Raw genomic sequence first — 14176 nt, 5'->3', positions numbered from 1 at the left:
ATTAAAACATCAAGCTGCATATCATCAGCTTGATCACACGCTCTATTTATTTCTCTAATAGTTGAACCTTTTACGGTGTTCAGTAGAAACTTCAAAGCCCATATCGCTTAAATTATATTAGATTTTCCTTTTGCTCCATCATTATAGCCGGTATTTTGGAAAATGACAAGACAAAGTCATATAATTAATAATAAAAAACCGTTTAATGTTCGTGTTTACCTATTGTTTATGTGCACAAAAAAGAACGGCTGAAACTCAACCGTTCTTTTTGCTCTATTATCTCATTGTTACAAATTCTTCTGCTCCGGTAGGATGAATGGCAACTGTATTGTCAAAATCAGCTTTTGTAGCACCCATTTTAATCGCTACTGCAAAACCTTGAAGCATTTCATCCATTCCATTTCCTAAACCATGCAATCCAATAACTTTTTCCTCTTTACCGTAGCAGACTAATTTCATATATGTCCGTTGACGATTTTTCGTGATTGCACTGTGCATCGAAGTGAATTTTGTTTGATAGATTTTGATGTTTTCAGAACCGTATTTTTCGATGGCTTCTTCTTCTGTAAAACCAATCGTTCCGATAGGCGGATGGCTGAAAATCACAGACGGGATGTTCGTATAGTCTAACTTTTCATTCGTTTTTCCGTTGAACAAGCGCTCTGACAAACGTCGTCCAGCTGCAATAGCTACTGGAGTCAACTCAATGCGTCCAGTTACATCTCCAATAGAGTGAATCCCGTCTACGTTAGTATTTTGGTATTCATCTACTTTGATATAGCCTTCTGGGTTCAATTCAACATCTGTAGCTTCTAAATTCAAGTTTGCGGTATTTGGTTTACGGCCAATAGCCCAGATAATCGTATCTGTCGTGTGAGAAGAACCGTCTTCAAAGTAAATTGTTAGACTATCATCTTCATTTTTTTCTACTTTTTTCGGAATAGAATGAGTGTGCAGAGTTGCTCCTTCTCTTTCCATCGTTTCTACAAGTCCTTCACTGATGATTGAATCAAATGTTCTAAGCGGTGCATTTCTGCGCACAAATAAATGAGTATCTGCACCTAGTCCGTGAGTCACACCAGCCAATTCAACAGCAATGTATCCTGCTCCGATAATAGCCACTCGTTTTGGCAATTCTGTTAAAGCGAAGAAACCGTCTGAATCTATACCGTATTCTTGTCCTGGAATGTTCGGTCTTTCAGGATAGCCCCCTGTTGCAATCAAAATGTGATCAGCTGTATACTGTTCGCCGTTCACTTCAATCGTATGGTTATCTACAAACTTAGCAAATCCTTTGATCAAATCGACTCCGTTGCTGTCCAAGCCTTTTTTGTAAACTGTATGCAGACGGTCGATGTATTTTTCTCGGTTCAAGACCAATTTTGAATAGTTTACTTGCATGTCTGAATAGCTGATTCCGTAATCTTCAGCATACAATTTCATTTCATCCATTAATTGAGCACCATGCCACATTACTTTTTTAGGTACACAACCGACGTTGACACACGTTCCACCAAGTTCGTTAGCTTCTACGAGTGCCACTTTGGCTCCATGCATTCCCGCACGATTGATTGAAGCAATTCCTCCACTACCGCCGCCAATAGCAATGTAATCATAATGTTTTGACATTCTAATTTCCTTCTTTCTCTGTTTTCTATAGGTTAACGAGTTTTCTACTATTCTTCAAGGACAAAATCTAACGATTGAGGGAATCCTTGTAGATGTTCTTGTTCATATTGATCATAATAATGACCAAGCTTGTATTTGTAAGCCTCTTTTTTATTCCAAGGCTTTTGTTTGCCGCAATAATGTATGAACACCACTTTTTCTTCTACCCATTCCAAATTGTAATCTTTTGGAAAAACCACATTGGCTTTTGAATAGTACCTTGGGTCTAAATTATAGATTCTCCAATCCGCTTCTAGAATAGAGTCCCAATATAGATGATTGAATACATCTTGATCTGGCAGCAGTAATCGATTCTTATTCAGTTCGATTCCAGAAAAGATGTCTTCTTTTGTTTTGCTCAAGCGAATGGCAGGCAAGTTCATCAATAATATCCCCGTATTGAAATACCCTTTTGATTCCAAAGTATTCAACCGAATATTATTGATTGGCTGTATCCATTTCGTCAAATAATCATGAGTGGTCGCCACAAACAAATTCCCTTTGAAATCTTGATGGTAGAAATCAGAAACAGGGTTTAAGTTGATGATATCTGGATCCAAATAAAGAATCCGATCTACTTCATCTGGCAAAACAAACGGCGCTAATAATCGATAATACATTTCAATCGAATAATAACGATTTACCGTCGTTTCTTCTTCAAATAAGCCACTGCCATCAATTGGATAAAATTCCTGGCCGTTTCTCTTAATGAATAAATCTAATTCTTCCAATCTATTCTCTGCCATATTATTGTGCATAAAATAAATGGTAAACTGTTCCCCTTTATTCGATTTGAATAATGACCACAACATGGTTTTAAGGGGCGGAATATAATTTTCATTACACGTCACTAATACATTCATTTTTGATCTCCTACTTATATGATCGAAGCTCCTCCAGACAGGCATTGCTTCTTTTCTATCTCATCATACTTTTATTGATCTATTGATATCTTTCTCCTCATTAAGCATATCATATTTGCAATGAAAGGGAGCCCTTTTTGTTTTCATTTGTATAAAATAAAGAATATTCACCTTCCATGAAATGAAACCTCTTCTCATTTACGGTATAATAAACAAAGTACACATTGTCATTATTTATATAGGAGGTTCAAATGGAAAAAGATATTAAATTTTATTGGACATTATTTCTTTCTACTTTTACATTAAGTGCTTTTACATTTGGCGGGGGTTATGTTATTGTGCCCCTCATGCAAAAACGGTTCGTTAAAGAATTGCGATGGATCGATGAAGAGGAAATGCTGGATCTGGTCGCAATAGGTCAATCTGCTCCCGGCCCTATAGCCGTAAACACCTCTATTATTGTGGGGTACAGAATGGCTGGGATCTTAGGTTCTTTGATAGCAGTCGTAGGTACTATCTTCCCTCCTCTGATCATCATTACGATTATTTCTTATTTTTATCAAGCTTTTAGAGATAATCCAGTGGTCAGTGCTCTCCTTTTAGGAATGCAGGCTGGAGTTGCAGCCGTTATTGTGAGCGTTGTAATCGATATGGCTGCAAAAATCATTAAAGCCAAGCAAGTTTTGCCCATCGTCATGATGATTTTAGCTTTTATAGCCGCTATCTTATTAAACATCAACATCGTTATTATTTTATTGATATGCGGTGCTGTAGGTGCTTATACGTCCCTACGCGGATCTCGTAATCAAAAGGGGGACTCATAAATCATGGTTTACTTACAATTATTTTGGAGTTTCTTCCAAGTTGGTTTATTCAGTTTTGGCGGCGGATATGCTGCTTTGCCTTTGATCGAAGAACAAGTTATCCACCAAAACAATTGGTTGTCGAGTACAGAGTTCGTTGACATCATTACGATTTCTCAAATGACTCCTGGTCCGATAGCCATTAATACTTCTACTTTTGTCGGTACAAAAGTGGCCGGACTTCCAGGTTCAATTGTTGCTACTCTTGGATGTATCGCCCCATCTTGCATCATAGTGATCATACTAGCTACAGTATATTACAAATATAAAGGAATCCCTCTTATGGATGGTATCCTTCAAGGGTTGCGTCCAGCTGTAGTGGCACTGATTGCTTCTGCTGGATTGACGATTTTCTTGACGGCTATGTTTGGTGCAGAAAGCTTCCCTATTGCTTTCAGCGACTTAAACTGGATCTCAGTAATCCTGTTTAGTATCGGTTTGGCCATTTTGCGCAAAACCAAGCTTGGTCCGATTCACGTTATGATCCTTTCAGGTTTCGCCGGAATCTTGATCTATTACGTTATTCTTTAAAGCAGATCAGCACATTATCAGCCATGAACCAGTAAATATGATGCGTCATGACCGAAAAAAATGATTGTTCAGCCATGAGACGGTACTAAATCGTCCTCATGACCTTTTTAAATTATTTTTCAGCCATGAGCAGTTGTTTCTAGGAGCTGATGGCCGATTTCCGCCTTCACACCAAACTGGAAAACACCTAAAAAAGTTGCCCCCTATGAAGATCAACTCTTCATGCGGGAGCAACTTTTTTTAGTTGATTATTTTAGTTCTAATCCTGAATCATTGCTTTCAACTGGTTTTCTCCATAGTCCCAAGATAACAGCCCCTACAACCATCCCGATTAAGATTGCTAGAAGGAACAATCCAACATGATTAGAAAGACCAGCTACGAATACTCCACCGTGTGGTGCTGGTACAGTGACATTCCATAATTGAGTCAATCCACCTGCAATAGCAGACCCGACTACTGAAGAACCAATGACGCGCAATGGATCAGCTGCGGCAAATGGAATCGCACCTTCAGTGATGAATGAAATTCCCATAACGTAATTAGACAAAGCAGATTTTCTTTCGTCTGCATTGAATTTGTTTTTGAACAATGTGCTTGCTAATGCGATAGCTAACGGCGGAACCATTCCTCCGGCCATAACAGCAGCCATCAAGCTTCCGTCACCTGTATCCGTAAAGATACCGATAGAAAATGCGTATGCAGCTTTATTGAATGGACCACCCATATCGATGGACATCATTCCACCTAATAGAGCTCCCAGAATAACTGCATTTCCAGTTCCAAGGTTTTCTAAGAATGTAATCATTGCTTCATTGATCGTACCAAAAATTGGTCCAACAACGAAATACATTATTAATCCAATCAGCAATAAACCAAGTACTGGGAACAACAAGATTGATTTGATACCTTCTAGCGATTTAGGCAAGTTGCGCAAACCTTTTTGCAAGCCGATCATTAAGTAACCTGCTAAGAAACCAGCTACTAAACCACCCAAGAATCCAGCGTTGCTGGCAACAGCCATCGCTCCACCAACCATACCAGGCATCAATGCAGGGCGGTCAGCAATACTAAGTGCAATGTAACCTGCTAGAATAGGAATCAAGAAATTAAACGCTTGGCTTCCGATTGAGTTCAAGAATAAGAAGATTTCACTCTCTTTACCTAACCAGCTTTCAAATAAGAATGAAAGACCCATTAAGATTCCGCCGCCGACTACAAATGGCAGCATGTGAGAAATTCCGTTCATCAAATCTTTATAAACTTTGTTCCATACAGAACCTTTTTCTTCATTGTCATTACTTGCTTCAGCTTTACGATCACCAGCTGAATAAATTGGTGCTTGTTGGTTGATCGCTTTTGTGATCAATTCTTCTGTTTTGCGGATTCCATCACTTACTGGACGTTGCAATACAGGTTTGCCATCAAAACGAGCCATTTCAACTTGTTTATCCGCAGCTACGATAACACCAACAGAACGTTCGATATCCTGAGCTGTCAGACGGTTTTTGATTCCGCCGCTTCCGTTTGTTTCTACTTTGATGTCTACGCCCATTTCAGCTGCTTTCTTTTTCAAAGCATCTTCAGCCATAAAGGTATGCGCAATACCTGTAGGACAAGCTGTTACAGCTACGACATAAGGTCTTTCTTCTGCAGCAGGTGCTGTAGTTTCTTCTACAGTATTTGATTCTTCTTCCACTTCTTCTGCTGCTGTAAACAATTCTTGAACTTCATCAGCAGTAGAAGCATTTTTTAATGATGCTACAAAATCCGGACGGATCAATAAGCGAGATAGGTTCGCCAATGCGTCCAAATGAACATCGTTAGCCCCTTCTGGAGCTGCAATCATAAAGAACAAGAAAGCTGGTTGACCATCTAAAGAATTGTAATCAATACCTGAGTTGCTTCTAGCAAATAAAACTGTTGCTTCCTTAACCGCTTTGTTTTTCGCATGCGGCATTGCGATTCCGTCTCCAAGACCTGTTGAAGAAAGGCTCTCACGATTCAAGATACCTTCTTTAAACGTTTCTACGTCACTAATACGGTTGTTTTCTTTTAAGCTGGCGATCATTTCGTCGATAGCAGTTTCTTTAGTTTGAGCTTTTAGATCCATGATCATAACATCTTTGATTAAAATGTCTTTCATTTTCATCTTTTTTTATCCTCCTGTAAGTTTTGGTTAATCAATCTTTTTGATTTCTACTTGTTCTACTAATGCCTCGATAGCTTCTTTAGTAGCTAAGTCGTCTGAAAATGCTGTGGCGCTTCCTGTTGCCACACTTTTTTTGAAAGCTTCTAATGGATCTTTAGTGCTGACTAATGCGCCGATAAATCCAGCGATCATAGAGTCTCCAGCACCAACTGAATTCTTCACTTGTCCTTTAGGTACCGTAGCTCGGTAAGCCGCTGATTCAGTAAAGAACAATGCTCCGTCACCTGCCATAGAGATAACCGCATATTTTGCACCTAATTCAATCAACTTCTTGCCGTATGGAATGATGTCTTCCACAGAGTCAAAAGTTGTTTCAAACAAATCTGCCAACTCGTGATGGTTTGGTTTAACCAACAACGGACGAGAACCGATTGCATTCATCAATTCTTTCCCAGTAGTATCAATCACGAAATCTGCTCCAGCCGCTGAGATTTTTTTAACCATTTGCTGGTAAAAATCTTCTGGCAATGTTGGCGGTTTATTTCCTGATAAAACAACGATATCGTCTGCAGTTAAAGCATCCATTTGCTGCAATAATTGTTCAGACTCTTTTTCGGAGACTGCTGGTCCTGCTGCATTGATTTCTGTTTCGATATCTGCTTTTACTTTTACATTGATTCGCGTATCTTGTTCGATCTCAACAAAGTCTGTCCCAACAGCTTCTTTTTTCAGCCAATCCGTAATGAATCGTCCTGTAAAGCCTCCGATGAAACCTAACGCTGTGGATTCTTGCCCGATATTGTTTAATACACGCGAAACATTGATACCTTTTCCGCCTGGCAACTTGATGTCGCCTGTCATGCGATTCAGTTCCCCCAGTTGAACGGTGGGAAGTTGCACAATGTAATCAATCGATGGATTAAGTGTTACTGTGTAAATCATGTTTTACCTCCATTATCGTAGTTGCTTCGAAATAAGCAGAAAATTCTTTTTTGTTCAGTGAGTTTGTCAAAATCGTTGCCCCGTCGATATCCTCTACTTTTACAAAAGTGACCGTATTGAATTTGCTGTTATCCGTTAAAATAAATACTTTTGCACTATTTTTGATGGCTTGCTGCTTGATAGCTGCTTCTTCTGGATCAGGAGTCGTGAAACCATATTCAAGATCTACACCATTTATCCCTAGAAACGCTTTATTAAAATTGTATTGGCTCAACTGAGCACAACCTACAGCTCCTACAACAGCTTTAGTGGTATTCTTTAATACTCCGCCGATTAAAACCACTTCATTTTCTTGATCTGCTAATAAGTGAGCATGCTGCACTGCGTTTGTCACAATACGAATTTTTTTCTGTTTCAAAAATGGAATCATATACAATGTAGTTGTTCCGGCATCTAAGAAAATCGTGTCTCCATCTTGTACAAGAGATGATGCATATTCAGCTATTTCTTTTTTTTCTTGAGTGTTTTTGGACGTTTTTTCGGTAATAGGAATTTCTCGCTCTATCTCATAGAGACGTTTGGCTCCCCCGTGAACTCGAACCAGCATCCCTTTTTCTTCAAGAGCATCCAAATCTCGACGCAACGTAGATTCAGAACAATTCATTTCTTTGATCAATTCTTGAGACTTCACCAACCCATGTTGTGTTAGTTGATCCAAAATATATTGGTAACGTTCTTCAGTTAACATAAGCCACCTCCTGCGCTCTTCATTTTACCATCAAATTCATTCAAAAACAATCAAATTTATGAGTGTTTCTTAGCGTTTAAGCCTTATTCTTACTCGGTTTCTTTCTTTGACAATTTTTACCCTCAAAGGTATATTTAAAATGAAAAACAAGTCGAAATCACAACAATTGATAATTTCGCACGTATCCTTACTTACGAAAGGGTTTTGTTATGTATGAATTGAGCAATATAGAAATTTTGATTCGAATTGGTATGGCTATTATTTGCGGCAGTGCTATTGGTTTTGAACGTGAAGCTAAAGGGCACAATGCCGGTCTGAGAACTCACATGCTCGTTGCTGTAGGCTCAGCTATCATCGCTATGGTACAAGTAGAAGCCAGTTATGACATTATTAGAATGGTCATTGAGAATCCTGATTTAGAAGGTGTATTGACAACTGATTTCATTCGATTAACTGCTCAAATCGTCAGCGGGATCGGTTTTTTAGGTGCTGGAACGATCATTGTCACTAAGCGCAATGTTTCAGGTCTGACTACGGCCGCTTCGATTTGGGCGATCGCCGGTATTGGTATCGCAGTAGGGATGGGGTATTATTTTCTAGCTATCATCAGTACGTTAGCTGTTCTCATCGTACTGAGAATCATTAAAGGATTATTTGGAGCACCTAATGTTCGGTTAGTGAATATCAAATACACTGGCAAAGAAACACAAAATGAATTGAACCGTTATTTTTCGGATCATGATATAAAAGTTTTTAGTGAAGAACATAGCTTAGATTACAGCAAAGACTCTGAAATTCATTACTCAAATTATTACAGTATCGGTTTACCTGAGGAAATGGAGATGACTCAATTAATTGATGAAGTGATCGCTATCAATGACGTACATCACATCAGCACGCTCAAGGAAAAATAATGCCTACGCAAAAAGAAGCAGAATCTTAATAGATTCTGCTTCTTTTTATGAATATTGATCTCGTGAAGTGGACGTCGAGGCTAAACGCCTTTTTTTCCACTCTTCTTTTTATGTCTAACATATTCAACTGTAAACAGTCCAATACCAATCAAGGTGATAATGAAGCCGATTTTTAAGAACGGCGTTTCGTAAGAAAATGCTACTTGAGAAGTTCCTGCTTTTAAAGGAATCCCGATAAATCCATAATTGACTTTTATGGTCTCTACTTCTTCCCCGTTCACCTCAGCTGACCACCCTACAGAATAAGGAATGCTTGTCACTAAAACAGCGTCCTCTTCTTGAGTGATCGTCCCTTCTATAGATTCGTTCTCAAATGTCGTCACATCTAATTGATGCGCTGATTTCTCAGCTACTTTTTCATTGTAGCTCTCTTCATCTACCGGCAAAGCATAAATCGTGATGTCTTCTAAATCATAGGCTCCAGGCTTTTCAAATTGGACCGTGATGGTATTAGATTCAGATTCTGCTTGATAACCTAAGTTAAACAACATCTTTTTACGATGAATGTATGAACTGAAACTCTGCTTGTCTGATTGATGAATTGTTTTAGTTCGTCCATTAAAGGCTACTTTAGTATTAAAGCCGGTATTCACTCGATGATACGTTTTACTTGGATTAGGTTCAAAATCCATTCCTTTTAAGTGTACGTATACTTCTGACTGTTGAATATCCTTTACATCCTCTAATTCGATCAGTAATTTGCCATCACTGTCTTGAACGAGCACTTGGTCATTTTCAATAGTGAGTTTATTTTCGTCCTCACTGCGAACCGTGTGCGCAATTTCTTTTGTCGAAAGTGATGAATCAAACGGATCTAACTGATTGATGTCAGCTTCATCTGCTGCTGCAGTAAAACCTATAGATAAAAACTCCTCTTTTTCTACAGGATTCAGTTTTTCAAACTCCTCGTTATCCATCACAACAGAATTTGCATATGCAAAAGGATAAGATTGATCTGTCTCTGCGATCAAATGAGCGTTCTCTCCCTCAGAACGTGAAATCACTTCGTAGCCGTACGGCAAATATTTTTCATTCGAAACCTCTGTCACGATATACCGCACGCCTAACATATGATTTGCTATTCTTCGGTCATCCATTCCATTTCGTACCGGTTGGATCAATTGAAACGAGCCCAGTTCCAGTTGACGAGCAAACTGCGCCACCGACCCATTGGTGATAGAAAGATAGGAGTTCATCCCCATCCGTTCTAAATAAACCATATCATTGCGGATGTGATTGTCTTTAGCTGTAAGCCCAATACGGAAAATGTCGTCTTTTGAAACAGGAGGAATCTCTTTTTCAATTTCATCAAATACTTGCTCATACTGGTCATTTGCTGTTCCATAAGGCAGTAAGGCAGCTACTTTGTTTTGTCCCATAGGATAATAATATTCTTGAGCATTGAAAATCACATTACCGATCACTGACAAGAAAATAACAGCTGAAACAACTTTTTCCCAACCATTTGTCAGTTTGCCTTTTTCTTTCCTACGAGCTGTTAGTTCTAATAATGCCCATACTAGAAAAGCGGCTATCACCGGTACTGTCCTAGCCCATGAAAAATCGCTAAGGATTTGCTGACCAAGTGCTATCCCACCAAAAAACAGCCACCCCACAAACATTGCTAAGCGGTCTTTTTTGTTCCAGTCAAATCGGTACTGATACAACCGCGCTACCGCTATTCCCAACAGCAAAGGGATAACGAATGTCCAACGATTATATGGACCAGATAATCCATTCATAACGGAGCCGAATGCCGGGAATAGAAGCATAACCAAGAATAACACCATCATATAAGGAATAGCTCCAAAAACTTTCCGTCTAACAAAGAACAATGGAATCACTAACATCACGATTCCGGCAAATCCCAAAACTGTCCACAAGTAACTTTCTGAAATAAAGATATTTGCTAAAAGGTTAACGTAATACTGTAATGGGTACACTGTCATTCCGCTGGCAAACGTTCCTGGTTCTCTGGAAGATTGTAGAAATCCCCAGATCACAGGAAACAATACCACTGCTGACATACACACTCCAATTAAATAGTGAGACAAGGCTTTCCAGAAATACTTCCAGATTTTTTTCAGCGGTATGCCCAACTCGAAATAACGGAAAATGGCATAAATAAAAATCAAGACGGTCAATTTATAAAAAAAGTAAAAGTTGCTTGTGGCACTGACGCACACTACGGCAGCGAACAACAACGCAGACTCTTTGCGCAATATTTTTTCTACTCCTAAACAAAGCAGCGGAAAGAAAATCATCGGCATTAAAAAGAATGGGTGCCTTGTAGCATTCAGTGTCACGTAATGAGAGAACGTGTAAACAAAAGTCCCTACCAATAATCCTGCTCCGCTGACATTCATTTTACGTGCGTAAAACATAAATGCCAAACCAATACAGTAGATTCTTAAAACAATCAAAAAGTGAAAGGCAAACTCCATCATCGACTGCGGAAACAATAACCCTAAATAAACGAACGGATCTCCTACTACATAATATCCGTAAGAACTGATCACATCAGCGCCCAGACCTATTGTCCAATCCCAATTTTGGAACCCGCCAGACGGGTGTTGGATAAATTCTTGCCACATGCCTACATAATCTTTAAACAATAAATAATGTTGAGTAAATCCGTCACTTTCCCATATAAAGGAAGTTCCGCTAACCATGAAGTATCCATAGATGGATGCCATTGTAATCAAAAATAAAAGAGAATACCACAAAATTTCTTTTGAGGTATTCTTTTTCGTGCTTCGTTGAATTTGTTCCATAACGCTAACCACCAATCTCTTTTCTCTTCATTATTTTTCAGTAAATACTATCTTTTGAATACAAAGAATTTACTGAAAAAGTAATTCAGCACAACCACAATAAATTGGGTAGCTATCTTAGCTATATTTGTATCGAGAGTAAGGAAATCTACCAATATCCACATGCTCAACATATCAAATACACCTGAAAGAGCTCTAAAACTGCAGAACAAAATAAATTCTTTCATCCAACTCTGGAAACTCTCTGATTTTGATTTGAACACATATTTCTTATTCGTAAAAAAGGCAAAAAGAATCGATACGATGATCGATACTAAATTCGCGATCAAATATTGTACACCTAGCACCGTGTCTAATAAATAAAACGACACGATATTGACGACTGTCGTTAACACACCAAACACTAAATAAATAATGGCTTCTTCGTATTTAACATACATTTTTTTTATGAATTCCATTTGTCATGACCAACGCTTTCTGTTTTTTCTTGTTCGTTCAAAGTATGAGAAACTTCTCTCTTCTCCCGTTGTTTCTTTTCTTCTGAGGTCTCTTGAACAAAATAAAGCGGACGGTCTTTCGTTTCAACAAACACTCGCCCTAAATACTCTCCGATTACCCCAAGAGAAATCAATTGGATTCCACCAAGGAATAGAATACCTGCAATTAAAGAAGGATATCCCGCCACTGAATTGCCCATAAAAATCGTGCGCATGATTTCGACAAACAAATAAATAAATCCTAATAACGAAATAATAACCCCTACTATAGACCACACTTTCAACGGCAGCGTACTGTAAGACGTCACCCCATTGATTGCCAGAGTCAGTAACGCACTGAACTTCCACTTCGTTTCACCACCAGCTCTTGGGTCTGCATCATAACTGATTTCTTTTTTCTTAAAACCAATCCAATTGTACATTCCTTTGGTATAACGAGCATGTTCTCTCAACTGAGATAAGGCTTCGATACATTTTTTGTCTAACAAGCGGAAGTCCCCTGCATCTGGAATGATCTCTTCTTTAGACACTTTCTGCAACAGTTTGTAATACGTTTTAGAGGTCAGCTTTTTCAACTTGCTTTCCCCTTCACGTTTTCTGCGAATCGCATAAACATCGTCGTATCCCTGTTCCCACCAGTAAATCATCTCTTCAATGACTTCTGGAGGATGCTGCAGATCAGCGTCCATAATAATCAAGCCGTCTCCGCTGGCATAATCAAACCCAGCCGACATGGCTATTTCTTTTCCGAAATTGCGTGAAAGATCTACGTATTCTACACGGGCATCTCTTTCTTTCAGTTGTTTAACAATTTCTAACGTTCGATCTTTACTACCGTCGTTCACAAAAAGAAACTCAAATTTGTAGTTGGTCAATTGATTGCAAACAGAGACCAACACACTATACATCTGTTCAAGTACCTCTTCTTCATTGTATGCTGGAACTAAAATTGTAATAGTTTTCATTGATAACTACCTTTCAGTCTTTGTCTTTCACATTTTATTTCATCCCTCAGATTATACCCCAGTCAGATTGGAACGTCTATTAATGTGCTATGAACTTGTTATATAAACCGAAAAAGAACCTGGCTATTTTCATCAAAATAGTCAGATTCTCACTATGGATTGGTATTTAAATGCTATCTATTTCTAAATAGTTGTTCTAAACTGTATTTATGACTCTGGAGGTGTTAACCATTTTTAGAAAAATGAGGATCTTATTTAGATTGTTTTTTATATCACTTACTTGTCCAATATTCAGCTCGATTTTCTAACTGGTTACACGTTGCACTTGTTTAATCTAGTTGTTTATTTGCTGGTTGTCTTAGATATCTTTGAATCTTATAAAGAGCTGAAAACTGAAAAACGAACCAGAAAAAAAGCTGAATCAGTAGTGCGTTGTCCTTAAAAATTCCATTGATGGAAAACTTCTTTTATTGATGGAATGTATTGCCCCGCTTCAGGAGTATAACTTTTCTGTCTATTTTTTTCATTTACTTCGATGGCACGGAACATTGTGTTTAAATCATTATTGAACCCGATTTCCATATATCTAGGATCTTTTAATGTAAATTCACTTCCTACTATTTGCGCATCCGAAACATCATCCGTATAGAGGATTCTGCTTGAAGTATGGAAGATCTTTCCTTCGTATTCAAAATAGTGCAAAAATTGACTTTCTCCAAGATAATGGATTGGTATAGAATTGTCTTTTTCTTCATACAGACTAAGTTCTTGTAAACTTTCTAAATCATTCAAGCGCGCGTAAACTTTTTTTTCGCGCTCCGAATAAAAAACAGGAACAATCGCATCAGCTTGTCGGTCTCTGATTAGTGGACTGATCAAACTGTATTCCTTTATATAAGAAGCATACTTTTGATGTTGTTCGTACGTCCAAAATCCTAACACTGCTAGAAAGATAGTCAAAACCCCAATGTAACGTACAGCCTTTTTTCTCTCCGCATAAAAAACAATAAACAACCCGATAAAGATAATAACTATACTGCCTAAAGCTATCCACATCACTGTACGATTATAAAATTGCTCTGCTTGAATCCATGTCGAAAATGCCATTCCATCTCCTCCTCTGCTACGCACGCTCTAATATACTTCCATCATACTCTATCTTGAATAGGATTAGAAAAACCTTGTCATATAAGACAATTCT

At 38.4% G+C, this 14176-nt stretch carries 12 protein-coding genes and 1 riboswitch; of the genes, 3 read left to right on the top strand and 9 right to left on the bottom strand.

Annotation, left to right across the window (positions count from 1 at the left end; translation table 11 throughout):
- Positions 1 to 38: 38 nt before the first annotated feature.
- Positions 39 to 140: riboswitch (purine riboswitch) on the bottom strand.
- Positions 141 to 276: 136 nt separating this feature from the next.
- Entirely contained in the window at positions 277 to 1629 is a 1353-nt protein-coding gene (gorA, locus tag BM137_RS01235) for a glutathione-disulfide reductase (RefSeq protein ID WP_092479329.1), read from the bottom strand.
- A 47-nt stretch (positions 1630 to 1676) separates the two neighbouring features.
- Positions 1677 to 2531 (bottom strand): glycosyltransferase family 8 protein, encoded by an 855-nt coding sequence (locus BM137_RS01230; RefSeq protein ID WP_177192456.1) that lies wholly within the window; start codon positions 2529 to 2531, stop codon positions 1677 to 1679.
- A gap of 251 nt (positions 2532 to 2782) precedes the next feature.
- Here BM137_RS01230 and BM137_RS01225 point away from each other — a divergent pair, with 251 nt between their 5' ends.
- Positions 2783 to 3355 (top strand): chromate transporter, encoded by a 573-nt coding sequence (locus BM137_RS01225; protein WP_092479327.1) that lies wholly within the window; start codon positions 2783 to 2785, stop codon positions 3353 to 3355.
- Between the two features lie 3 nt (positions 3356 to 3358).
- Entirely contained in the window at positions 3359 to 3925 is a 567-nt protein-coding gene (locus BM137_RS01220; protein ID WP_092479326.1) for a chromate transporter, read from the top strand.
- Between the two features lie 248 nt (positions 3926 to 4173).
- Here BM137_RS01220 and BM137_RS01215 read toward each other — a convergent pair whose 3' ends face one another.
- Genes BM137_RS01215 through BM137_RS01205 form a run of 3 tightly spaced genes read right to left on the bottom strand, consistent with a single transcriptional unit; the run spans position 4174 to position 7765 of the window.
- Complete coding sequence (locus BM137_RS01215) at positions 4174 to 6075, bottom strand: PTS fructose transporter subunit IIABC (protein WP_092479325.1); 1902 nt, start codon at positions 6073 to 6075, stop codon at positions 4174 to 4176.
- Between the two features lie 27 nt (positions 6076 to 6102).
- A complete protein-coding gene (gene pfkB, locus BM137_RS01210) occupies positions 6103 to 7017 on the bottom strand; it encodes a 1-phosphofructokinase (protein WP_092479324.1) in 915 nt (304 codons plus the stop codon).
- Entirely contained in the window at positions 6995 to 7765 is a 771-nt protein-coding gene (locus tag BM137_RS01205; RefSeq protein ID WP_092479323.1) for a DeoR/GlpR family DNA-binding transcription regulator, read from the bottom strand. Before BM137_RS01205 ends, pfkB begins: the two co-directional genes overlap by 23 nt.
- Positions 7766 to 7974: 209 nt before the next feature.
- Between BM137_RS01205 and BM137_RS01200 the strand changes: the two genes are divergently transcribed.
- Entirely contained in the window at positions 7975 to 8679 is a 705-nt protein-coding gene (locus BM137_RS01200; RefSeq protein WP_092479322.1) for an MgtC/SapB family protein, read from the top strand.
- Between the two features lie 80 nt (positions 8680 to 8759).
- Here the strand turns inward: BM137_RS01200 and BM137_RS01195 are convergent, their stop codons facing one another.
- The 4 genes from BM137_RS01195 to BM137_RS01180 form a co-directional block, all read right to left on the bottom strand.
- Complete coding sequence (locus tag BM137_RS01195) at positions 8760 to 11513, bottom strand: YfhO family protein (RefSeq protein ID WP_092479321.1); 2754 nt, start codon at positions 11511 to 11513, stop codon at positions 8760 to 8762.
- Positions 11514 to 11560: 47 nt separating this feature from the next.
- On the bottom strand, positions 11561 to 11962 hold the full coding sequence (locus BM137_RS01190; RefSeq protein ID WP_177192475.1) for a GtrA family protein: 402 nt from the start codon (positions 11960 to 11962) through the stop codon (positions 11561 to 11563).
- Positions 11959 to 12975, bottom strand: coding sequence for a glycosyltransferase family 2 protein (locus BM137_RS01185; RefSeq protein WP_092479319.1), 1017 nt, complete (start codon positions 12973 to 12975; stop codon positions 11959 to 11961). Before BM137_RS01185 ends, BM137_RS01190 begins: the two co-directional genes overlap by 4 nt.
- A 438-nt stretch (positions 12976 to 13413) precedes the next feature.
- Positions 13414 to 14082, bottom strand: a complete 669-nt coding sequence (locus tag BM137_RS01180) for a hypothetical protein (RefSeq protein ID WP_092479318.1) — start codon at positions 14080 to 14082, stop codon at positions 13414 to 13416.
- Positions 14083 to 14176 lie beyond the last annotated feature (94 nt).

This window comes from Desemzia incerta, from assembly GCF_900115825.1.
In the GTDB taxonomy this organism is placed as follows: Bacteria; Bacillota; Bacilli; order Lactobacillales; family Carnobacteriaceae; genus Desemzia; species Desemzia incerta.
Note: the sequence above shows the minus strand (reverse complement) of the source record. Positions and strands in the feature narration are given on the sequence as shown.

Bases quoted from the DNA above. Each gene is read 5' to 3' on its own strand.
- BM137_RS01225 (WP_092479327.1), top strand. From the start codon at position 2,783: ATGGAAAAAGATATTAAATTTTATTGGACATTATTTCTTTCTACTTTT.
- BM137_RS01195 (WP_092479321.1), bottom strand. From the start codon at position 11,513: ATGGAACAAATTCAACGAAGCACGAAAAAGAATACCTCAAAAGAAATT.
- BM137_RS01230 (WP_177192456.1), bottom strand. From the start codon at position 2,531: ATGAATGTATTAGTGACGTGTAATGAAAATTATATTCCGCCCCTTAAA.
- pfkB (WP_092479324.1), bottom strand. From the start codon at position 7,017: ATGATTTACACAGTAACACTTAATCCATCGATTGATTACATTGTGCAA.
- BM137_RS01215 (WP_092479325.1), bottom strand. From the start codon at position 6,075: ATGAAAATGAAAGACATTTTAATCAAAGATGTTATGATCATGGATCTA.
- BM137_RS01185 (WP_092479319.1), bottom strand. From the start codon at position 12,975: ATGAAAACTATTACAATTTTAGTTCCAGCATACAATGAAGAAGAGGTA.
- BM137_RS01200 (WP_092479322.1), top strand. From the start codon at position 7,975: ATGTATGAATTGAGCAATATAGAAATTTTGATTCGAATTGGTATGGCT.
- BM137_RS01180 (WP_092479318.1), bottom strand. From the start codon at position 14,082: ATGGCATTTTCGACATGGATTCAAGCAGAGCAATTTTATAATCGTACA.
- gorA (WP_092479329.1), bottom strand. From the start codon at position 1,629: ATGTCAAAACATTATGATTACATTGCTATTGGCGGCGGTAGTGGAGGA.
- BM137_RS01205 (WP_092479323.1), bottom strand. From the start codon at position 7,765: ATGTTAACTGAAGAACGTTACCAATATATTTTGGATCAACTAACACAA.
- BM137_RS01220 (WP_092479326.1), top strand. From the start codon at position 3,359: ATGGTTTACTTACAATTATTTTGGAGTTTCTTCCAAGTTGGTTTATTC.